Genomic DNA, 21,044 nt, shown 5'->3' on the forward strand with positions numbered 1-21,044 from the left:
GATGATAACCATAGTCATCCCCACTCGTAACCGGATCAAGGCGTTGGAGGCAGTATGGCCTTCGTACCTGGTGCATCCGGGCGTTTCCAGGATCGTGGTTGTCGACGACGGCTCAACAGATGGTACGGAGCAGCGCGTTCGCGAGCTCGCAAATCACACCGAAGTTCCAGTGACGATTGTCCGTCACGACAATCAACGGGGTCAGCCCCATTCCCGCAGATCGGGGATCGCCGTTGCCGATACGGAATGGGTTCTTTTCGGAGAAGACGATGTGTGGCTTGCCACCGACTATTGCGCCGTGCTGTTGCGCGATGCGCGCTTACTCGACGCCTCAATCATTGCCGGACGCCTCGTGACGGCCCGGATAAGCGGCGACTTCAACGCTTCGCAGTTGCTCGACCCTCCCCCAGCCAGGCAATTTTCTGGATCGGTGTTCGATTTTGAGTTGATGGACGCCGATTTCTCTGTGACGACCGCGGCGCCGGTACCTGCGCCGTTTCTCCACTCGATAGCGCTGATACGAAGGGACGTTTTTTCGCAGGTGACTTTCGACACGTGGTACGCCGGAAACTCGTGGCGCGAGGAAACAGACTTCTATCTGGCGGCGAACGCGTGCGGCGCCAGGGCTTTCTTCTCGCCGAACACGGTCTGCTTCCATTTGCGTGGTCCAATCTCGGCGACAGGCGGGCATCGCATGAATCGTCTGTTATTCGAATATCGCGCATGGCGTAACACCCGGCATCTGGTTTCCAAGCACTGGAAGTACCTGGAACGCAGCCACGGCCTGCGGGGTTCGCCAACGAGCTGGATGCTTCGCTACTATGCGCGTCGCCAGATCGGCCAGCTCCGCCGCGTCGTTACGGACGGTATCCGATCCACGTATGATGGATAGCATCATGAACGCGCCCGCGGAGCGTTTCCCGGAATCTTCCGGGATACTTCTCGGTAGCGCGCTTTGCCTGCATCTGGCAGCGATCGTTTACCTCCCATTTGGGGAGCGTCTCGAAGCAGCGACCTGTTTCGTTGTCGGACAATTCCTGGCGGCGATGGGGCTTCTCCGGCTGTTCAACGGGCGGTGGGTGTTTCAGGACATTAGGATTTTTTTTGCGCTCTTTCTTTTTCTCTATGGCGCAACCCTGCCGCTTGCAGCGCTGTTTGGAGTTGGCGGCGAAACCGGTGGAATGGCGAATGCCGCATTCGCCTATGGAACTGCTTTTCTGGGTTTCAACCTGGTGCAGTGGTGGTATCGCGTGCCGTGGCGGGATGTCTCGGCCGGGAGCATGGCGAGGATACGCCCAACGTTTTCCAATGCCGTGGTGATGCTCATCGCATTCATTCTGATAGGCTTCTACGCACGGTCGGGCGGCGCGCAACTTGGATTGGTATTGAACCGACGGGACGGTGGCGCCTCGATTGGGACGCAGCTCTGGGTAGTCATGATGTTTCTGGTGAACGGTTTCGTGATGTATCTGATGGTTGGGTGGCCAGCGCTGACGGCAAGGGCCCGCTGGATTGTAATTGCGTCGGTAGGATCGTTTGTGCTCTTCCTGTTATCGATTGGAACCCGTCGGGACTTCCTGCCGATGTTCGTCTTTCTGGCCGGGGTCGTCGCCACGCGGCGTCGGGCTGTGATCCGCGCCGGCACGGTGGTGGTCGGGTTCGTTGCGTTCACTGCAATGACTGCAATCGGCATCTTCCGGCAGATATCGGATAACCCGGCGATTCTGGCGAGATTCAACCCGGTCGAGCTGCTCGTCACGCAGAGCGAATTTGTGTCGCCGATTCAGACGTTGATGCATTACACGATCGTCGACCGGCCGTTGCGCTGGGGACTGACCTATCTTTCGGCGCCATCGCTGTTTCTCCCGCGTGCATTCTGGCCTGAGAAGCCGGAGAGTCTGTCCCTTCAATTCATGAGGGATGCCTTCGCGTCGGTTGGTCTGATGGGTTTCGCGTATACCCCCGTAACCGAAGCGTTTCTGAATTTTGGCTGGCCGGGCCCGTTCATTGTTTTCGCGATTCTGTCGATCTTCCTGATGAAGCTCGTCCGAAACGCTGAGCTGTACCCCGGACTTTATTTTATTGTTTTTGCCTATACGCTCGACTTCAACCGCGGTGACTTCGGAGGGATCTTCTATTCCCTGGTGGTTGTCGGTACCGCATACAAACTGATGCAGCTCGTCTCACGGCTTCGCTGGGCCCCCCACGCACTTCGCCAGGTGTGGCCTGCCCCCGACAGGTCACTTCGCGCCCCCGCGTCTGGCTTGCTTGCGCGATGATTATTGCGCTCAACTTGTTGTACCTCATTCCCGGGGTGGTTGGCGGGACCGAAACGTACGCGCGGGCGCTGATCCACGCGCTTGCCGAGGAAGATACGGAAAACGAATACGTAGTTTTTCTCAACAGGGAATCGGCCGATCTCGATGTGACGCCTGGCCGGAACTTTCGCCGGGTTGTCTGTCCCTTCATCGCTCATCGGCGCGCGGTGCGCTATGCGTGGGAGCAGGCGGCGCTCCCGCTGCAGCTGATGAAGGCGAAGCCGGACCTGGTTCACAATATGGGCTACGTCGGCCCGCTTGCGGCCCGCTGTCCTCAGGTCGTAACGGTGCACGACCTGAACTATCTGGGACATCAGGGCAGGAGAACCGCCCTCGGTCGCCGGGCGTTTCAATTCTTCGTCGAGACCAGTATCTGGCGCGCGGATCGCGTGATTACCATCTCGAAGTTTTCGCGCGATGAGATTGTGCGGCACCTGCATGTCCGAACTGAAAAAATCACGGTTGTACATTCGGCTGGGCGGGAACCAGCCGATGTCCAACCGGGCGAATCGATAGAGATAAGCGAAGCCGTCCGAAGCGTAACCCGCCCATTCGTAATGGCGTTCAGCAGCCTCAGCGCCCACAAGAATATTCCGCGTCTTATTTCTGCGTTTGCCAGAATATCCGGCGAGATTCCGCATTCACTGCTGCTGGTTGGCCACCTGCCGGAGAAGGCAGAAATACGGGCGGAGATTGAGCGGGCTGGAAGCGATCGCATCCGATTCACCGGGTATCTGCCCGACGAGGACGTGAGGGCGCTGATGCACGACACCTCGCTATTCGTGTTTCCGTCGGTGTACGAGGGGTTTGGCTTGCCCGTGCTCGATGCGCAGCATGCGGGCGTTCCAGTAGCATGTTCGTCGGCCGCCGCACTGCCGGAAGTCGCGGGAGAAGGCGCACTGCTGTTCGATCCCTTTTCCGTTGACGACATGGCGAATGCTCTCAAACAGTGTCTTGTTGACATGGATCTTCGAGAGCGATTGCTCGTGCGCGGTCACGAGAACGCGCGTCGTTTCTCATGGGCACGTGCAGCACGGGAAACGCTGGATGTTTACGGCTCCGTCACGCAGTGATGGCGTCAGGCCGAACCTTTCTGTTTCTGAGCCAGACCTATGTGCCCGACCCGGCCGCCGTCGGGCAGCACATGGCAGATGCTGCCGAGGAGCTGGCGCGGCGGGGCCATCGGGTTGTGGTCTATACTGCAGACCGGGGGTACGACGACCCCTCGGTCACCTATCCGCGCCGCGAGCACTTCAATGGCGTCGATATTCGCAGAATCCCGTTTTCCTCGTTCGGAAAAAGTTCGATTGCCATCCGCCTCGCCGGCGGCGTTCTGTTCGTGATGCAGGCGGTCGCACGGTCGGTTTCGCTGCGCGGCGTGGACGCAGTCGTAGTCAGCACTTCGCCACCCGTTGCCACGCTCGGTGCAGTAGTGATGGGCGCAATTCACCGGGCTAGCCTCAAATACTGGGTGATGGACGTCAATCCCGATCAGATTGTTGCCCTGGGCATGGCAAACCCCGAGTCGTTTCCGGTGAAAATGTTCGACTGGATGAACAGGGTCGTCCTGCGACGGGCGTCGGATGTAATTGTCCTGGACCGGCTCATGGCCGAGCGAATCAATCGCAAGGTGGATGTCACCGCCAAAATCACCACTCTTCCACCGTGGCCGGCGGAAGACCCGCAGGCGTTGATTGCGCATGGGGACAATCCGTTCAGGCGCGCTCATAAACTGGCCAGTCGCACTGTCATCATGTACAGCGGGAACCACGGACCGTCCAATCCGGTGACAACGATCCTCGCCGCTGCGCGGAGACTGACGGATGAACAGCGGCTGGTCTTCGTTTTCATCGGAGGCGGCGTGGGCAAGCGCGAGATCGACGACGCTGCGCTCCCGAATGTCGTCTCGCTGCCCTACCAGCCGCAGAGCGAGCTGAGACACTCACTGTCGGCCGCGGATGTGCATGTCGTTACCGTCGGCGACGCGATCCCGGGAATCGTGCACCCCAGCAAGGTTTACGGTGCAATGGCCGTAGGCCGGCCAATTCTTCTCGTTGGACCAGACGAGAATCATGTGGCAGACATTCTTGCGAGCGCCGATGTCGGCTGGCACGTACGGCATGGGGATGTCGACGGCGCCGTACGGGTTCTCAAGGATATCGTTGCGCTTGACCCATCCCGCCTGAGCGAAATGGGGAACCGGGCCAGGGCGGAAATCGAGGCGAGTGGGGGAAAGTCGGGTGCCTGCTCCCGCCTTTGCGATGTATTGGAGCGCGGTGTTTGACTGATATTCAGGGAGCCCGGCGCAGAATCGTCGTGACCGGTGCAAACGGGTTTATTGGCCGGGATACCTGCGAGTCGCTGATGCAGGGTGGACACCGTGTGGTTGGCATGACCCGGTCAGGAGCCCCGATCCCGGTTGCGGGCATAGAAACCATATTTGCTCGCGATATCATGGACGGCGAGGCGATCCACAAAGCCATGCGCGGAGCGTCCACGGTCGTCCATCTGGCGGCCCGGGTACATGCTGCGGCGGCAGGTCCGGACGATCCCGCCTCCGAGTGCATGCGGATCAACGTGGAGGGTACGAGGCTTGTCCTCGAGTCGGCCCTTGCGGCTGGAGTTCGCGAATTCATCTTCATCAGCTCGGTCAAGGCCGTCGCTTCGGAGAGCAGCGCCATGCTGACGACGGAGACCCCGCCTCAGCCCACTGACGCATACGGCCAGAGCAAGCTCGAGGCAGAACGCCTGGTTCGTACCCTGGCTTTGCGAAACGAAATGCATGCCCCGATTCTCCGTCTTCCCCTGGTGTATGGACCGGGTATCAAGGCCAACATGCTGCGGTTGTTCAAGGCAGTCGACTACGGCATCCCGCTTCCGTTCAAACGTATTGCCAACCGCCGCAGTTTTGCGCATGTCCGAAACGTTTCGGCGGCGATTGAGGCAGTGATGCTGGCCCCGCGAGCTGCGCATGAAACTTTCTACGTGAGTGATGAGTACGACCTGTCGACTCCCGAACTCCTGCGAGCTGTTGCGACCGCCCTCGGCAAAAATGCGAGGCTTGTTCCAGTGCCTTCAGTGTTCATGCGGGGTGCGGGGCGCGTTGGGGACTTGCTCTCGCGATTCGTTCCCGCCCATCTTACAACCGAATCCATTGCGGCCTTGACAGGATCGCTATTCGTCGACACCTCGAACCTCCGGGAGATGACGGGCTTTCGTGCACCGATGACGGTTGACGAGGGAATGGCTCAGACTGCCCGGTGGTACCGCGCGCGTGCGAGAGCAGGGAACTGATGCTGGAACGCCTGGTGTTCATCGTCGCTGCGGCAATTCTGAGCTGGCTGCTTGCAAGCCGCGTTCGTCTTTACGCGCTCGACCGGCTACTGGATATCCCCAACGAACGGAGCTCGCATTCCGCGCCCACGCCGCGGGGCGGAGGGCTTGCTATCGCATTCACCGTTCTTGGTGGAATTATTCTCGCGGCAATGTGGCATTGGATAGAGTGGGAACTTGCGCTGGCGCTCGTGGGCGGCGGCGCGATGATTGCCGCCGTCGGTTGGATTGATGACCACCGCGATCTCCCTGCACTCGTGCGGTTTGCAGTGCACTTTTTATCGGCGGGATGGGCGATGTACTGGCTCGGAGGGCTGTCCGCTCTCAGTGTCGGCTCGACCCAGTTGTTGCTCGGACCCGCAGGAACGGCGCTCGGGGTAATTGGGATTGTGTGGGCCATAAACCTCTACAATTTCGTCGACGGCATCGACGGTCTCGCCGCCGGAGAAGCGATTACAACAGGTGTAATCGGCGGTCTGATTCTGCTGGTAATGGGTCACGAAGGACTGGCGATGGTATCCCTGCTCATAGCCGCAGCCAGCGCGGGATTCCTTCCTCTCAACTGGGCGCCGGCAAAACTCTTCATGGGCGACGTCGGCAGCGGCATGCTAGGCTATCTGTTTGCAGTTCTCGCCATCGCTTCAGAGAACGCCGGGGCTATCCCGCTTCTCATCTGGGTTCTGCTTCTCGGGGCATTCGTGTTTGACGCCACCGTTACGCTCTGCCGGCGGATTGCGCATGGTGAGCGCTGGTATCACGCGCACCATAGTCATGCATACCAGCGAATGGTGCAGGCCGGCCGCAGTCACGCCCAGGTCAGCTCGATGATTGTGTTGATAAACATGATTCTCGCGTTGCTTGCAATTCTGGCCTGGCTGCGGCCTACCTTTTTCCTGATCGCGATCGGCGCGGGCGCCCTGCTACTGAGCATTCTTTACCTGTCAGTCGAGCGGATCAGGCCAATGCACGCGCGCGCCAGAAGCTGATGAGCGAGAACCCCGCCGCCGTGCCGATGGCGCGTGCCCGGGTTGCCAACACGGATGGATCGCGCGAGGAAACATCGCTTCTCGCGTTTCTGAGCGTACTGCTGAAATACCGACGTACGCTCGCGCTTACATCTCTGATTGGCGCACTGATACTCGCCGTGACGTCCGTCACCGAAGCAAGCCTGTATGAGGCCCGGGCATCGTTCGTTACCCGAGCGGCCCGGTCTGTTTCGCAGGCACCGGGCCCGATGCAACAGCTCGGGTTTGCGGCTGGGACTGGGACCGATCCATCGCAGACAACGGTCTTCTACACTGAGCTGGTCAAGAGCAAGGCGATACTTGGTCCGGTCTCCCGGGCGCAGTATGTGGTCGTTACCGACAGCGGCCGTTCTCGAGGAACGCTCGCATCGTTTTACGGCTTCGGCGGCCAGAACCCTGCTGTTGGCGCGGCGCGCGTCGTCGACGAGCTGCTGAAAAACGTGGATGCAAGCCTCTATTCACGCACAGGTATCGTCATCGTGAAGGTAAAATCAATCCGGCCGGAGCTGGCGAGCCAGATTGCGTCGAACATACTTGCAGAGCTGAATGCTCACACCGTGAAGCGCCGGCGGGGTGATGCGATAGCAGAGCGGGCATTTGTTGAACAGCTGCTTGGAGAGGCACTCGCGCGCCTCAGAATTTCAGAGGAGGACATGAGTCGCTTCCGCGAAATGAACCGCGACTACGAAAACTCGGCGCAGCTTCGCATGCAGAATGACCGGCTCGCTCGCGCCGTCAGCATGCAACAGGAGATTTACACCCGGATGGCAGGAGCATACGAGCAGGCGAGGATCGAGGAAGCGCGGGACCTTTCCCCAATAACGATCGTAGAACCGCCGGAGACCCCAGTGTCACCTGAGACCGGCACCGCGGTACGCAAAACCCTGCTCGGTCTGATCACCGGCCTGCTCGTGGGAATCGTCGCCGCGTTTCTCACGGAGCGCATGAGGGAGACTCGAGCGGCGCGCACGCCCGCGCTCGCGGAACTCCGCCGGCAGCGTGCTGAAGCGCTGGCCGGCCTCGCAACCGCGGTACCCTTTGGGCGGTTGCTCGGGCGGCGCGAGAAATAATCCATAGACTCAACTAGTTGTCCGCAGTCCGAAGCAAGTCTTTTGATCCGCAATCAGTCCGCAGTTCGCACTGGCCGTTAGTACGCAGTCCGCATTGACCGTCCGTTCATCGTTCGCTACTCACGCCGACCGTCAGAAATTCTGCCTGACCACCAGAGCCAGCGTACCATTCAACCTGTCCCCCCTGAAATTACGATTTAAATTCGACGTAACGACAGCTTTTCCTGTAATGTCAAACGGTCCGACGAATCGACCCACCTCTGTGCCCAGGGAGTTCTGGACGTCAACCGGCTTGGCTATGGCTGGCCCGGTCACGTACCCCGGCGATTGAAGTTCCCGATTGGTCACCCTCGATACAAAGGCCGTAATCCGCCCTCGCTGCGTAAACCGGTCGAAGGCGAACATCTGCGCCGAGCCGCTACCCGGTCCAACGTTTGCTCCAAGCATCTGACCGCGGTTGGTGTGTCCCTGGCGAAGCGGCGCGTGCAGATAGATGGAGCCCTCTCCACGCGTGCGCGTGCCCGCCGAGGCTTCGAATGTGAAAACCTCACCGCGAATTGCGTTCATTACGACAGGTCCGAGCCAGGCCTTTCTGAATCCGATATTGGTCGTCGCCGCGTGATCGGGCTCCAAGAGAAGATCGCGGAGATCGGCGGCAAAGTCTTCGCGTCCGTACTCTCCGTAAACCTCGAAGCCACTCGCGGGCGGAGCCCATCTCAGGAATAGCGAGGCAAGCTGGTTTTCTCTCAGACTCGTGTTGTCGCCGAGCACAACAGTGTCTTCGGCCTGGAGGCGCCGCTTGAAGATATTCTGAAGCGGCAGCTTGAGGTTGCTCGCTGAGAAACCGCTTTCCTGGGTTGCCGCGTGGAAGAAGCGGGTTCCTCCGATCTCGAGGCCTCTTATGCCCCGAATCTGAGCAACGCCGACGAGCCCAGCCATAAAGCGACGCTTGCCTGGCAGCTCGAAATTCTGGAAATAATCGGGCCCTGTCACCGAAGAGTAAGGCGATTGATCGAGCGTACCGTAAACGAGACGGCCGTGGAGTGATCCGATACCGATGCTGGCAGGACGGGAAGAACCGATGAACGCGTGCGGAAACCCGCCGGCATTGTTGCCTAGCACATACGGATACACCGTAGTCGGGCCCCACCATTGGCTCGCCGTCGACAGCCCGGCACCGACTCCCCCGGCATCCACCCGGATGGTGCTCTCGCCAAGATCAATCCGGGTGTAAGGAGCGGTCCCAAACCGCTGCGGACGATCGATTCCGAATGGAAACTGTCCGTCGGCAAAGCGAAGGCGTCCGTTGAGGCCGTTGGACAGCAATGGAAACGACTGGTTCTCCGCCCGGAAAGCCACGGGTGCCAACGTCGCTGAAAATGCCCCGTAGCGTGCGGCCACCCCGGCCTGGAACGTCGTCGTCAGTCCCTTACCCGTCCACACGACCCCATCGTTCCCTCCGAAGGGGTAAGCGGAATTCACCGAAAACCCCAGCGTGGGACGTATGTAGTCCCATGTAAATCCGGTTCGTGACTGCCTGCCCAGAGAGTACCTTGCGGCCCATGGATGACGCGCGTCTGTCGACGCCAGACCGTCCACCTCCGACGGAGAGAACCCGCGTATGCTCCATGTATAGGGAGGCGACTTGCCAGCTGTCTGAATGTACCGCAGATAGCTTTCCATCTCGCTTCCGGCAAAAACTTCGCTTCGGCCCCCGGCATTGGACTGGCCATACGCAGGTGTGTTCACCAGCGCCATCGCCGCCACAAGCATGTATGCCTGCGCCGGACCTCTGCACCACGAAACGGCTCGAGTCCCGCCAGGGATAAGCAGCACCCGGGCAACGGGACAGACTTTACTCATTACTCTCACTCTTAACGGAAGGTTTGCAGGGCTCTGGCGCGAGCGCTAGCTTAACGCGTGCCGCGCCGATGCGGACAGCCAGTATAGTTACTGTCGCGCACGACGTGGAGCAAGCAATTCGCCTTGGCCCGATCCGCATCGCGCGACAATTTACCATATTTTCATCTAAAATGCGTCCAGACCTGCGCTTGCAGCGTTTTATCTTTGCCGCGTCGTTGAACGTCCTCTTGATCGGCGCGCCTGAGCGATCGGGTGCACAGGCTGCCCCGGAACCGATCGCGTTGACCCAGGGAGTCATCACCGTCAGCGGAGACTCCGTCGACAGATTGCGACTCGCTCAACTGGAAGGCCGTGCCCCGTTGGGCGGTCTCATGCTGCGATCAACGTCGTCCCTCATGGATGCCCGCCCTGCCGGTACTGCGGCGCGCGCATTCACCATCGTCTTTCCACAGTTCACCTTTATCGCCAACAGCGAGCTCCCGTTCGGTCAGAACGATGGCTCGCTCTGGGCGGGAAAGGGCGCGAACGCGCGCATCCTTGGCGGGTTCACGGCGACTCTTGGCCCCATCCGGGTTGTGGCCATCCCGGAGTTCGCTTACTCAGCCAACAACCGACTTTCGATCAATCCAATCGACGAGCGATTTGCCCAGCCACTTCCGGCCGGTCGCAGCCGGTTCTCATCGCCGTTCAATATCTATCCGTACTCAGCGGACATGCCATACCGTTTCGGCGATAAGTCAATGAGCAAGATCTCGGGCGGTCAGTCGTCGGTCACGTTCTCGGCAGGGCCAATTCAGGCAGGCGCGGCAACCGAAAACGAGTGGTGGGGCCCGGCAATACGGAATCCGATTGTGATGAGTGACAACGCACCTGGATTCCCGCATGCGTTTCTGCGAACCGGTCGGCCGGTTGAGACTTTTCTCGGGCTTCTCGAAGGGCGGTGGATAGTAGGCGGGCTGAAGGAGTCGGACTTTTTTAACGACGATATCACCGACGATGTACGCTCGCTGAGCGCTCTCGCGGTGACCTGGAGGAGAAACGCAGCGTCGGGGCTGACACTAGGGGCGACGCGTTCTGTGTTTGCCCCGGCCAACGGTTACAGCGAGGTCCCCGCGAGCGCGTTCGACGTCCTCAGGAACACAGGTCATCCCAATGCCCGTGCGATAGACGATTCGGCAACTGTGACCGGCCCCGATCAGATACTGTCGGTTTTCGCCCGATGGGCCTTGCCACGGTTCGGCCTCGAAAGCTATGTCGAGTGGGGTAGAGCCGAACTACCCATTTCGCCCCGGGATTTTTTTGAACAGCCGAATCATACGCGGGGATATTCCGCAGGCCTCCAGTGGGTGCGCCCACTTGGGACGGAGGGATCGCGGCTTCGAATTCAGGGTGAGCTCACCAACGTCGAGCAAAGCACCTCCTACCGATTTCGTCCCGGTGGTTCATTTTACACCAGCCGCGCCGTCGCTCAGGGTTACACGAACGAAGGCCAGCTGCTCGGAGCAGGACTGGGCCCCGGCTCATCCGGCCAATGGGTGGCTGGTGACTACTACAACGGACCGTGGCAGTTCGGCCTCAATATCGGTCGCATTCGCTTCAACAACGACGCGTTCTTCCGGCAAACGTACGCCCACCGCTGCGGCCACGACGTCACTGTATACCCGGGTTTGCGGGCGAGCTACTCCAGCAGCTACTTTCGCTTCTCGGCCGATTACGCGTCAGCAAGCCGGTACAATTCGTTCTTTCAGAACAAATTGAGCTGTGAAGGGGGCGGCGAAGGGAGCGACCGGTCGAACAGATATCTGGCGGTCACGCTTACGACGTTCGGATTCTGACAAGCGCTGCTTCGCAGCGATCCTAGGCGACAGCGGCGCGACTTCGCACGATTTGCGTTGCGCCGGGAGGGGGGCCGGCCGGCAATGGCCGCTCGCGCTTGACGATTTCGAGTAGTTCAGGCGTCGCGCCGAGTCCGCTGGCCATCGCGTGTACGGCAACGAGTGCACTTGCGCGGTTCATTGCCCCCAATACCGTCAGGTGAATCACCCTCAGGTCACGCGCGATGCTTGGATGAGCATTCACGTATAAAAGACCGAGCCGCGATTTCCACGGACGTATGACCTGATTGTATCTGAGATCGGGGTCGTCACTTCCTTCCAGTATCTCGCCTTCATCCGCAAATACTATCGATGCGAGATCGGTGATACCCGGGCGTACAGTCAGCAGCTGTTTTTCATCGGGGGTGTAGAGCGCGGTCTCGCGCTCGACGTTCGGTCGCGGGCCAACAAGCGACATTTCGCCGCGCAGCACATTCCACAGCTGTGGAATCTCGTCGAGCTTGAACCGGCGGATAAATCTGCCCAGTGACGTGATGCGCGGATCGTTGCCAGCAGTCGAGTCGACACCGGAGGTGTCGGCGCGAATTACCATCGAGCGGAACTTCACCATCCGGAACGTTCTCTCACCCCGCCCAACGCGGTTTGCGATGTAGAAAGGCGAGTGATAATCCTGCAGATAAATTGCGATCGAGAGTACGACAAGAAGCGGCAGCAGCGCGACGAGTCCAGCGAGCGCAACCGCGATGTCCAGCGTACGCTTCATTCGAACGTTTCTTGCTGTGCTCCGACGAGCGCGAGTCCGCGCTGGACGATGTAATCGACGGTGGGATAGTAGCTGCGCTCGAGCGGATTACTCGTTGGCGCAGGTGCGTCAGGGAGAGTCACTCTCCGCGGCGATGCGCGCATGAGTCGGGGATCGACGGCTTCGACGATTGACGCGATAACCTCAGCAGCCATGCCACAGCTTCGCCAGTCACCGTCCACCGCCAGCACACGCCCCGTTTTCCTCACTGACTTGATCATCAGAGTTGCATCGAGCGGGTTGAGCACTCTGATATCGATGACATCGCATTCGATTCCATTTGCGCTAAGCCGCGCCGCGGCCTCGCGGCACAGGTGCGCGCTGTAGCTGCAACCCACGAGCGTCAAATCCTGCCCCGACCGGGTGAGGCGCGGGCCCTCGCTCGCAAGGTTCCGCTCTTCAATCGGAGGGAGCTCTTCTTCAAGTCCGTAGAGCCATCTGTCATCGAGGTACAGCACTGGATCATCGGACAGGACACTCGCGATAAGAAGGTCGCGTGCGTCCGTCGGTGTCGACGGCATCACCACTCGTAAACCGGGGATGTGAGCGAACCAGGATTGCAGTGACTGTGAATGCTGAGCGCCCTGTTCGCCCCCGCGGTTTATGATCGCCCGGATAGTAATTGGAGCGGACACCTGTCCGCCAAACATCGATCGCCACTTTGCGGCCTGAGTGACGATCTGATCGACCGCGAGCAGCATGAAGTCGACCCGCGGATGAATGACGATTGGGCGGTATCCGCAGAGAGCGGCGCCCAGTGCAGCTCCGGTGCATCCAAGCTCGGACACCGGCGTGTCGATCACGCGCTCGCGCCCAAACTGGCTATCGAGGTCGGTCATCGAGTTGCCGACGTACCACGGGCTCCACAATCCCTGGCCAATTGTAAATACCGAAGGATGACTCGCCAGCAGATACTCGAAGCCATCACGAATGGCGGCGCCGTACCCGGTGGTCACTGGCGCCTGCTTCAACGCTTCTGGGCCATGGTGCCGCTGTAGACGCGAGTCAGCAACGCCTTCGCGGGCGGGTAACCGTCGTGAGTCGCGGTTGCCCACGCTTCTTCGACGACCGCGTGTGCGTCGGTCCAGTAGCTTTTCAGCTGCTGGCGGTTGAGCGTGCCGAGCTTGTCCAGCGCAACTGCCAGCCGGCTGATGGGGTCACGCAGCTTCCAGCGCGTGAGGTCATCCTTTCGCTTTACTCCGACATCCTCGTCCTCACGGTGACCAACGTGCCCGCGCCACCGATATGTAACGAGCTCGAGGAAGCGTGGTCCCTCGCCGGCACGAATTGCATCCACCGCTTCCTTTGTAACTGCGCGTACCGCCACCAGATCGTTGCCGTCGGCGCGGGCCCATGCCACCCGATGCGCCTCCGCGTAACGGCAAACCGAGGAGTCCGGCTGACGCAGATTGATGTGCAGATGGCTGGAGAAAAAATTGTTTTCGCAGACGAAAAGCACCGGGGCCTTCAGTACCGCCGCCAGATTCATCGACTCGTGGAACGCACCTTCCTCGGTCGCCCCGTCTCCGAAGAAAGAGACTGCCATTTCTCCCCGACCGTCCATCTTTGCGGCGAGGCCGGCACCAACGGCGATCGGAATGGTGGCCCCGACAATTGGCACGGTGCCGAACAAGCCGTTCGGGATATCGATGAGGTGCATGGATCCACCCATTCCGCGCGACACCCCTGTGTCCTTGCCCTGAACTTCCGCAAGCAGTCCGTGCGGTGAGCCCCCGAGAGCGAGATAGTGCCCGTGCGAGCGGTGGGCCCCGAATACTCGGTCGCCCTGCCTGACAAATCCCGCTACGCCAACGGCCGGCGCCTCCTGCCCGATGGCAAGGTGACAGGGGCATTTCACGACGCCTTGCGAGACCATATCGCCAATTTTTTCCTCTACAACCCGGATCAGTATCATCCGTTGCAATCCCGGCAACAGCGCTTCCGTATCGTCCCGGTCTATCGAGATGGGCTCATGGTACCGTTCTGCATCGGCGAGGATCCCAAGCGACGATGCATCACGGTGAGCGTTGGAGCCAATGCTAACTGAGATAGAAGCTCCTGACGCGGTCGCAGATGTATTCCACTTCATCATCCGTAAGGGACGTATTCATCGGCAGGAGGAAGCATCGCGTAAAGAGCAGGTCCGTGAACGGCAGTCGAACGTTCTTGAAGCCGAGCCCCTCGAACTGATGCACGGGTTTGCCTGCCCACTGGATTATCGTCCGAACCCCATCCTTTTCGAGCTGAGCGCGGAGCTCGTCACGACGTCCAGACTCGACCTCGTAGTTCTGGTAGACGTCGAAATGATCCGGATCGTTATCCGGGCCGGCAGGCAGGACGAGATCGTCAATCATGCCAAGGCCCTCGCGGTAGAGTCGCGCGATTTGGCGGCGGCGGTCGATCTCGCTGTGCATTTGCCGGAACTTCACGTTGAGAACCGCCGCGTGGAGGTTGTCCAGCCGTGAATTCAATCCCCACGTGACAACTGTCCCGCTGTCGTCGCGGCCGTGGTCACGCAGCAATCCCATCATTCTCGCCATCTCCGGATCGTTCGTCGTCAACCCCCCGCCATCACCAAAACAGCCCAGGATTTTTGCCGGATAAAAACTGAATTCGGCGGCGGCGCCGAAACTTCCGGCGTTGCGACCTTTGAACTTCGACCCGAGCGCCTGAGCTGCGTCTTCGATGATAAGGAGCTGGTGCCGGCTGGCAATCGTCTGGATCGCAGCCATGTCGCAGGTGCGGCCGTTCAGCTGGACGGGCATGATCGCACGTGTACGCGAAGTCACTGCTGCCGCTGCCGATGCGGGGTCGATCATATGGTCGGCTCCACATTCCACGAGGACAGGCGTGGCCCCGGCAAAGTGAATGGAAGCCGCTGATGCGACATAGGTGTGTGATGGCACTATGACTTCGTCGCCAGAACCGATTCCCGCTGCTCTCAGCGCGATGATCAGCGCATCGGTCCCGTTGGCGACACCAAGCCCGTACTTCGTCCCCGTAAAGCCTGCCAGCGCAGTCTCGAACTCGACGAGATCGCTCTGAAGTATGAACGCGCCCCTGTCCATGACGGCCGTCATGACAGCAAGTATCTCATCTCGCTGCTGAGCGAAAAGATGAGGATACCGGAAAAAGGGAATCGACATCGAGGTGGACGAGGGGGCTGTCATGCTTTGATGCGAATCAGTTTCCGAAACGGGTGGCGGAGAGCCCGGCGACGCTTCGCGAGAAAGTGCTCAACTCGCCAACTGTTTGTCAGGGTGCAATTTATCTCACCTGAGGCCGGGAGTGCCAGTGTACCCCTTCAAACCGTGAGGCTGAAATAGTGCTTTCGAGCCATGCGTTCCAATTCGTACTTGGGTTCCGTCAACTGCACGCCGGTGGTGCTGTGCTCGCGGTGCGATACCTTGAGGTCGGGAACGTGCCAGACCCCCAGCTTCAGATCGTGCGCCACGGCGGCAAGGGTCAACTCTTCCGCAAACATCGGCACCGTCGTGTCGAGCACTGCGCCCGAATCGAAGAACGCCTTCGAGAAAATGACAAACGCCCCGTGGGGTGCATAGATCTTTCGCTGTGCCGCTTCGCCTTGACGCGCGCGACGAAGCGGCGAATACCGCGCGGCAACCCGCATCGTGGCGTGCTTCATGACACGATGTGTCGCAAGCATAGCTGTCGCAACGCGGTAATCGACGTCGTAAATGCGCCACTTCAGCCGTTTCAGGGGGCCTGCTGGCTCGATCAGAAACGGATTCTGGTCCTTGCCGGTCGCTTCGGAAATGATGGTGGGCGCGACAATAGGGTAGCTCGACGGATCCAGCGATCGGAGCCGCCTAAGAAACCACGGATCTTTGATATCGACGTCGTTGTTACAGACGATCAGCCACTGCGGGTGCGGCATTCCCGACCCAGACAAGGCTTCAATTGCAACCGCTGCGCCGCCCCAGTAGTAGAGATTGCGCCGCGGCCGGATAAGGCGGACCGCACAAGGCGCGTTATCGCAGATTTTTTGCAGTTCCGCCGAATCCGCTCCGGTCGAATCGTTGTCCACAATGATAAGCTCGCAACCGGCAATACCCTCGATACGACCCAGACACGCAACGAACGAGGCAGTGTCGGCAACATTTTTGTACTGCACCGTGATGATCACGATGTTTGGCGCAGTTTCCGCGTCTGACCGGCTAACGAGTGTCACGAGTTCGAGCGCTACCCCAGCCGGCCAGCACAGAGTATCACCTGGTGCACGGCGTCGGGGCGATTGATCTCGAGTTGCACCGGTGCGACATCCGGGCCCGGAATCAATGCAATGTCCGTCGGCATTGGTTGGAGACGGCCAAAGACGATCCGCTTAAGGACGCGCCGGGCCTGCATGCTTTCCGGAATCATGTTGAGACGCACCGCAAGCCGCTTGAAAGGCCGAAACGCCTTGGTTCTTATCGACGGCTCATTCATGGGAATGATCCCAAAACATTCCGGGGTGAAGCCGTGCTTACGGAACTCCCGCACGAGATCGATTACCCCGTATCGCTCGAAATACAGCGGATGGTTGGGGTTGAAATCCGGACAGTCCTTGTTGATGGACGACACGAGAAGGTGCCCGCCAGGCACTAGCACGCGGCGCGCTTCCTTCAGAAACTCGGACGGTGACGGAAGGAAGTAGATCGTCTCGAGGAGCACGACCACGTCGAGCGATTCGTCCGCCACTGGCAGGCGCTCCGCGTCCGTTCGAATCAGAGCGACCTCGGTGCCGTGCGTTTGACGGGCGCTGCTCAGGTTTTCCGCGCTGAGGTCGCATCCATAAACCTTGCGCGCGCGCGATTGCAGCAGGCCCAATCCCTGGCCGGTGCCACATGCCACTTCGAGCACGACGCGATTGTTGCAATAACCAGCTGTCCAGTGATACCGCGCAACGAGCCGCGCGATCTGGGTAGAACCAGCGGGCTCACCGGCGACGTCCGTTATCGCCGGCCCGATGAGATGAGAAGCCGCGCCAGGATCAGCGCGCATTGGCGACCTGATTTTTTGTGAAGCTCAGGACGAAGTCTGCCATATCGGCGTAGACCTTGTCGGCTGAAAAATGACTCCGGTATGCCTCGAGGCTGTTCGCCGACATACGACGCTGCACCCCCTCACTCCCCAGCTGGTTGACTGCATCCACAAGACTGTCAGGGTCGGCACCGGCGTAGGCGATGCCGCAGTCGTGCTTCTCGATGAGCTCTTTGGCATCGCCGCCAATGCTGAGCAGAACGGGAAGACCGCCAGCCATGTACTCGAACAGCTTGTTGCCAACGGTGTTGAATCCGGGCCTGTACGGGGCGAGACCAGCCCACGCAATGCTCCGCATGTGAGCGATACCGGGGATGTCGATCCAGCCGGTGAACACGACATTGGGCAGTGACGCGGCAAGGGCTCGCCAGTCGGAGTCGAATCCTCCGGAACCGCTGAGCACGAACTGAATGTCGGAGCGGCCCTGTTCCGCCAGAATGCGTGCAGCGCGGATGGGGGTCTCCAGATCAATCCAGCGATTGAACGTCCCGACGTACCACACAATCTTCCGGTCGGATCGAACCCCGGCCGCTTTGAGCCGATTGGCAGCTTCACGGAGTTCATGGTCCGATGTCACGAGATCCGGATAGGCTAGCGGGAATACAGCATCCGTTGCGCTGACGGGCCGGCCAGCGTGGCGAAGTGCCCATGCAAGAAACGAGGGCGCGATCGCAATCAGTCCTGTCGCAAGACGCACCGACGTTCTCAGATCCCGGTACAACGGGGCCAGCGCAAGCCTGGCGAGCGGCCTGACGACGCCTGGCACGAGCGATTGATAGATATCGGGGTGTAGATCTCGCACATCGACGACCACCGGAATTCCGAGCCTGCGGCCGTATTTTGTGGCCGCTGCAGAAAGCTCCAGCGTCGGCATGCTGGCAAAAATCACATCCGGCCTCGCTCCGGGATCCACCTGGCCAGAGATGCGCACGAACGCCTGAGCCAGCTGACGATGATTCACCAGTCGGCTGAGGGAGATGTTGGACATGTAGGGTCTGGCATGCATCAATTGAAGGGTCAGCCGATTGCCCACAGGAACAATCGTGTCCTTCATGAATCGCTGGCGTTTGTGAGTATGATCGAATGTCGACGACCACCACACGACATCGTGCCCGAGCTGGGCGAGCGTCGTTGCGAAGAGGCTCATTCGGAGTTGGCGTTCATTGAGCGCGTCGATGGGAAGCGGCTCGCCAACGTGAACCAGCCACACCTTCACGCGCTTGACTCCATCGAATAGGCATTGAGGCAGTTTACGGCGCGTCGCACCTGCCCGTCGTTGACCTGCATACCCGTTGGCAGCGATACAATGCGGTCAGCGATCCATTCCGCCCGCGGGCATGACCCTGGCTCGTAAGCGACGTCACGCAGTGCGTCGCCTTTGAGGGGATGCACCGGCGTCGAATAGAAATCGGCAAGCTCCACTTTCGCGTTGCGCGCGCGTGCCAGCAGCTCCGGACGATCGTCGGCAAGCAGCGGATAGCGGCCGAACACCGGTTCGGCTCCCGAGGGAAGCGGCAGGTGGGCCACGTCTTCCGCAGTAATTCGCGCGCGGTACTGCTCTGCGACCCAACGGCGGTGTGCGCTCTGCCTGTCAATGTCCGCCAGCTCGCTGCGCAGCAACACCGACTGTCGATTGCCCATGCGCAGAGTGAAATCCGGCGATCCCGTAACGTGGCCCGCGGCCGACTCGGATCCGCCAGGCGCGGCGACGGCCGCAACCTTGTTGTAATTCCCCCGGATCATGCCAGTGGCCACGACGGCGCGGAAAACCGCGCGTACAGTCCAGTACGTCGACGGCCGGTATGTTACGCGGTGAGCAAGGCGCATGGCGTCGAGCTGCAGCTGCACAAGCCTGGAAGGCTGAACATATCGCCGCTCGTAGTCGCGCATCAGCACCCCTGAGAGCGCCGCATCATTACTGACGGCGCTACCCCCGATGCCGATGAAAACGGGCTTGGATGCCTCGTAGGAATAAAAGGCTGCGGCTCCGAATGATCCCACCCGACGCCCGTCGACGCGCGAGGCTATCGTGTGCGCACAATCCTCAACGATCGGGATATCCATCGCGCTGGCGACGGCAACAAGTCTCGAGACGTCCGCTGGCAGGCCGAACGTGTGCTGGATGACAATCGCGCGAGTCCGCGTCCCGATTTTTCGACGCAGATCGTCAGGATCCATGTTCGGAGACCCGGCCGCAACATCCGCATAGCATGGAATCGCACCCAGGCTCAGTATCGCCTCCGGGACGGCGATGCAGGTGAACGCTTGAATGATGACCTCGTCGCCCCGCTTGACGCCAAGCCCTCGCAGAATAGCTGCGAGTGCCACACGGCCACGGAAGTAGGTCAGGCGGTTGAGATCGGAAATGCTGCTTTCAGGAGCCTGCGACAGGCGGGCGACATTGGTCATGCGAAGGCTGAGGGCATCGGGATGTATAGGCATAATTGCGAGAGGGATGTAATGCTAGGGGCCGGTCTCGAAGTGTTCCATTTGATCGCGTAGATCGTTTTGGATGTGAGTAGCGGTGTATTTTTTCGGACGGGCCCACGGCCAGCGAGGCTCAGGATCTTTTGCGCTTCAATTCTGGCGATCACGGGCGCCCGCGCGGCTATTGGATGGGTAAGGCGGGATCGTTCAGATATCCAGAGAACAGGTCGCCACGCACGTGTTGCTTGGGAGGGGCTAACGCGGAGGAGGGCCTGTCAGCGGATTTAGGATCATACTGCTACAGTAAATCAGGGTTGCGGCCACGAAGGCGCGGCAGCGTCGACACCGCCTGGCGAAAGCGGTCGCTTTCCACGTCCCTCCTGCGCAGCCGGCGGCGCATCATGTCCGTGATCATCACCAGGAGCGACAACGCGACAAAGCTGGCAACCGCGGCGATGATGGTCTTGACGATGACGCGCTTCCGCACCTTTGGGAGCTTGCCAGGCAGCGGATCATGCACAATGACGGTCGGCGTGGCTTCCAGTTCTCTCGCAAACGCGGCATCGCGTTCTATCGTCGCCTGTGTGAACGACTGCTCCGCAAACCGGATCTCGCGCATGATGCGCTCCCGCTCCACGCCGGCAATCGAGAATGACGGCGTCGCGCGATTACCGAAGTTGAACTCCCGCAGCCGGTTTTCGGCGGCTGCCAGCTGTGAGCCGGCATTGGCGACGCGTGCCTCCTGCGCCAAGCGCAGCTGCTGGGCCTGCGCGCGGGAGGTCTCAACGAAAATCTGGCTGGCGGTGTCGACGACACGTGCGGCGATCATCCTTGCAAGCGCGCTATCGCGGTGGGACACTGCGAGGGTGATCGTGCCGGTTTCCTTGTTTGAGCCGACCGTCATCAATCTGTTGATTCGCTTCTGAACATCTTCGTCATCATTCACCACGTATCGCTCGTCGAGCATTCGGTCGACAAGGCGTTGATCCGATCCGGGTTTTACTGGCGAGAAACCCACGCGGGCAAGCACTTTTCGCGACTTCAGCAGTTCCACCATCCTTGCTGGAGTGAGCTGATATCCTGTATTCAACGTCGCCCCCGCAAGCGCGGCAATTCCACCAAGCGCGGGTGAGGACCTGTTGTTCATTACCGGTGTCAGTGATAGCTCAGCCTTGTACTTGCGGGGCATCGCGAAGGCCCACCCTCCCACGACGGCTGATATGAGGAAAACGCCCAGCACGATCTGACGCCGCTTCTCGATCAGCGGCGTGAGCAGTGTCAGTGCGTCTACTCCCTCCTCCACGTAAGTCTCTCTCAGTTGCACCGCC

18 protein-coding genes are annotated in these 21,044 nt (G+C 60.2%); 8 read left to right on the top strand and 10 right to left on the bottom strand.

Annotation, left to right across the window (positions count from 1 at the left end; translation table 11 throughout):
- Position 1 precedes the first annotated feature (1 nt).
- The 7 genes from WKF55_06250 to WKF55_06280 are packed head-to-tail and all read left to right on the top strand — an operon-like array spanning position 2 to position 7,746.
- Positions 2-892 (top strand): glycosyltransferase family 2 protein, encoded by an 891-nt coding sequence (locus WKF55_06250; protein ID MEJ7759178.1) that lies wholly within the window; start codon positions 2-4, stop codon positions 890-892.
- 4 nt (positions 893-896) lie between these two features.
- Positions 897-2,279, top strand: a complete 1,383-nt coding sequence (locus WKF55_06255) for a hypothetical protein (GenBank protein MEJ7759179.1) — start codon at positions 897-899, stop codon at positions 2,277-2,279.
- Positions 2,276-3,391 carry a glycosyltransferase family 1 protein gene (locus tag WKF55_06260; GenBank protein ID MEJ7759180.1) on the top strand — a complete coding sequence of 372 codons (1,116 nt, stop codon included), beginning with the start codon at positions 2,276-2,278 and terminating at the stop codon, positions 3,389-3,391. Before WKF55_06255 ends, WKF55_06260 begins: the two co-directional genes overlap by 4 nt.
- Positions 3,391-4,602, top strand: a complete 1,212-nt coding sequence (locus WKF55_06265; GenBank protein MEJ7759181.1) for a glycosyltransferase family 4 protein — start codon at positions 3,391-3,393, stop codon at positions 4,600-4,602. Before WKF55_06260 ends, WKF55_06265 begins: the two co-directional genes overlap by 1 nt.
- Complete coding sequence (locus WKF55_06270; GenBank protein ID MEJ7759182.1) at positions 4,599-5,612, top strand: NAD-dependent epimerase/dehydratase family protein; 1,014 nt, start codon at positions 4,599-4,601, stop codon at positions 5,610-5,612. The genes WKF55_06265 and WKF55_06270 overlap by 4 nt, the downstream gene beginning before the upstream one ends.
- Positions 5,612-6,637, top strand: coding sequence for a glycosyltransferase family 4 protein (locus WKF55_06275; GenBank protein ID MEJ7759183.1), 1,026 nt, complete (start codon positions 5,612-5,614; stop codon positions 6,635-6,637). The genes WKF55_06270 and WKF55_06275 overlap by 1 nt, the downstream gene beginning before the upstream one ends.
- Entirely contained in the window at positions 6,637-7,746 is a 1,110-nt protein-coding gene (locus WKF55_06280; protein MEJ7759184.1) for a hypothetical protein, read from the top strand. Before WKF55_06275 ends, WKF55_06280 begins: the two co-directional genes overlap by 1 nt.
- A 132-nt stretch (positions 7,747-7,878) precedes the next feature.
- On the opposite strand, the gene WKF55_06285 is transcribed toward WKF55_06280, so the two are convergent.
- A complete protein-coding gene (locus WKF55_06285) occupies positions 7,879-9,609 on the bottom strand; it encodes a capsule assembly Wzi family protein (GenBank protein ID MEJ7759185.1) in 1,731 nt (576 codons plus the stop codon).
- Between the two features lie 170 nt (positions 9,610-9,779).
- Here WKF55_06285 and WKF55_06290 point away from each other — a divergent pair, with 170 nt between their 5' ends.
- A complete protein-coding gene (locus tag WKF55_06290; protein ID MEJ7759186.1) occupies positions 9,780-11,444 on the top strand; it encodes a hypothetical protein in 1,665 nt (554 codons plus the stop codon).
- 22 nt (positions 11,445-11,466) lie between these two features.
- Here WKF55_06290 and WKF55_06295 read toward each other — a convergent pair whose 3' ends face one another.
- The 9 genes from WKF55_06295 to WKF55_06335 form a co-directional block, all read right to left on the bottom strand.
- A complete protein-coding gene (locus tag WKF55_06295) occupies positions 11,467-12,207 on the bottom strand; it encodes a sugar transferase (GenBank protein MEJ7759187.1) in 741 nt (246 codons plus the stop codon).
- A complete protein-coding gene (locus WKF55_06300; GenBank protein ID MEJ7759188.1) occupies positions 12,204-13,217 on the bottom strand; it encodes a transketolase C-terminal domain-containing protein in 1,014 nt (337 codons plus the stop codon). Before WKF55_06300 ends, WKF55_06295 begins: the two co-directional genes overlap by 4 nt.
- Positions 13,214-14,161: a thiamine pyrophosphate-dependent dehydrogenase E1 component subunit alpha gene (locus WKF55_06305; protein MEJ7759189.1), complete on the bottom strand. Its 948-nt coding sequence runs from the start codon at positions 14,159-14,161 to the stop codon at positions 13,214-13,216. The genes WKF55_06300 and WKF55_06305 overlap by 4 nt, the downstream gene beginning before the upstream one ends.
- Before the next feature lie 124 nt (positions 14,162-14,285).
- Entirely contained in the window at positions 14,286-15,416 is a 1,131-nt protein-coding gene (locus tag WKF55_06310; protein MEJ7759190.1) for a DegT/DnrJ/EryC1/StrS family aminotransferase, read from the bottom strand.
- A 134-nt stretch (positions 15,417-15,550) separates the two neighbouring features.
- Complete coding sequence (locus WKF55_06315) at positions 15,551-16,438, bottom strand: hypothetical protein (protein MEJ7759191.1); 888 nt, start codon at positions 16,436-16,438, stop codon at positions 15,551-15,553.
- Positions 16,439-16,449: 11 nt separating this feature from the next.
- Complete coding sequence (locus tag WKF55_06320) at positions 16,450-17,250, bottom strand: class I SAM-dependent methyltransferase (GenBank protein MEJ7759192.1); 801 nt, start codon at positions 17,248-17,250, stop codon at positions 16,450-16,452.
- Positions 17,240-18,505, bottom strand: a complete 1,266-nt coding sequence (locus tag WKF55_06325) for a glycosyltransferase family 4 protein (protein ID MEJ7759193.1) — start codon at positions 18,503-18,505, stop codon at positions 17,240-17,242. The genes WKF55_06320 and WKF55_06325 overlap by 11 nt, the downstream gene beginning before the upstream one ends.
- On the bottom strand, positions 18,502-19,698 hold the full coding sequence (locus WKF55_06330) for a DegT/DnrJ/EryC1/StrS family aminotransferase (GenBank protein MEJ7759194.1): 1,197 nt from the start codon (positions 19,696-19,698) through the stop codon (positions 18,502-18,504). Before WKF55_06330 ends, WKF55_06325 begins: the two co-directional genes overlap by 4 nt.
- A gap of 316 nt (positions 19,699-20,014) precedes the next feature.
- Positions 20,015-21,019, bottom strand: a complete 1,005-nt coding sequence (locus WKF55_06335) for a hypothetical protein (GenBank protein ID MEJ7759195.1) — start codon at positions 21,017-21,019, stop codon at positions 20,015-20,017.
- Positions 21,020-21,044: the final 25 nt, after the last annotated feature.

The sequence above is a fragment of the Gemmatimonadaceae bacterium genome (assembly GCA_037721215.1).
Taxonomy (GTDB): domain Bacteria; phylum Gemmatimonadota; class Gemmatimonadetes; order Gemmatimonadales; family Gemmatimonadaceae; genus UBA4720.

Bases quoted from the DNA above. Each gene is read 5' to 3' on its own strand.
- WKF55_06250 (MEJ7759178.1), top strand. From the start codon at position 2: ATGATAACCATAGTCATCCCCACTCGTAACCGGATCAAGGCGTTGGAG.
- WKF55_06255 (MEJ7759179.1), top strand. From the start codon at position 897: ATGAACGCGCCCGCGGAGCGTTTCCCGGAATCTTCCGGGATACTTCTC.
- WKF55_06260 (MEJ7759180.1), top strand. From the start codon at position 2,276: ATGATTATTGCGCTCAACTTGTTGTACCTCATTCCCGGGGTGGTTGGC.
- WKF55_06265 (MEJ7759181.1), top strand. From the start codon at position 3,391: ATGGCGTCAGGCCGAACCTTTCTGTTTCTGAGCCAGACCTATGTGCCC.
- WKF55_06275 (MEJ7759183.1), top strand. From the start codon at position 5,612: ATGCTGGAACGCCTGGTGTTCATCGTCGCTGCGGCAATTCTGAGCTGG.
- WKF55_06280 (MEJ7759184.1), top strand. From the start codon at position 6,637: ATGAGCGAGAACCCCGCCGCCGTGCCGATGGCGCGTGCCCGGGTTGCC.
- WKF55_06285 (MEJ7759185.1), bottom strand. From the start codon at position 9,609: ATGAGTAAAGTCTGTCCCGTTGCCCGGGTGCTGCTTATCCCTGGCGGG.
- WKF55_06290 (MEJ7759186.1), top strand. From the start codon at position 9,780: ATGCGTCCAGACCTGCGCTTGCAGCGTTTTATCTTTGCCGCGTCGTTG.
- WKF55_06295 (MEJ7759187.1), bottom strand. From the start codon at position 12,207: ATGAAGCGTACGCTGGACATCGCGGTTGCGCTCGCTGGACTCGTCGCG.
- WKF55_06305 (MEJ7759189.1), bottom strand. From the start codon at position 14,161: ATGATACTGATCCGGGTTGTAGAGGAAAAAATTGGCGATATGGTCTCG.
- WKF55_06310 (MEJ7759190.1), bottom strand. From the start codon at position 15,416: ATGACAGCCCCCTCGTCCACCTCGATGTCGATTCCCTTTTTCCGGTAT.
- WKF55_06320 (MEJ7759192.1), bottom strand. From the start codon at position 17,250: ATGCGCGCTGATCCTGGCGCGGCTTCTCATCTCATCGGGCCGGCGATA.
- WKF55_06330 (MEJ7759194.1), bottom strand. From the start codon at position 19,698: ATGACCAATGTCGCCCGCCTGTCGCAGGCTCCTGAAAGCAGCATTTCC.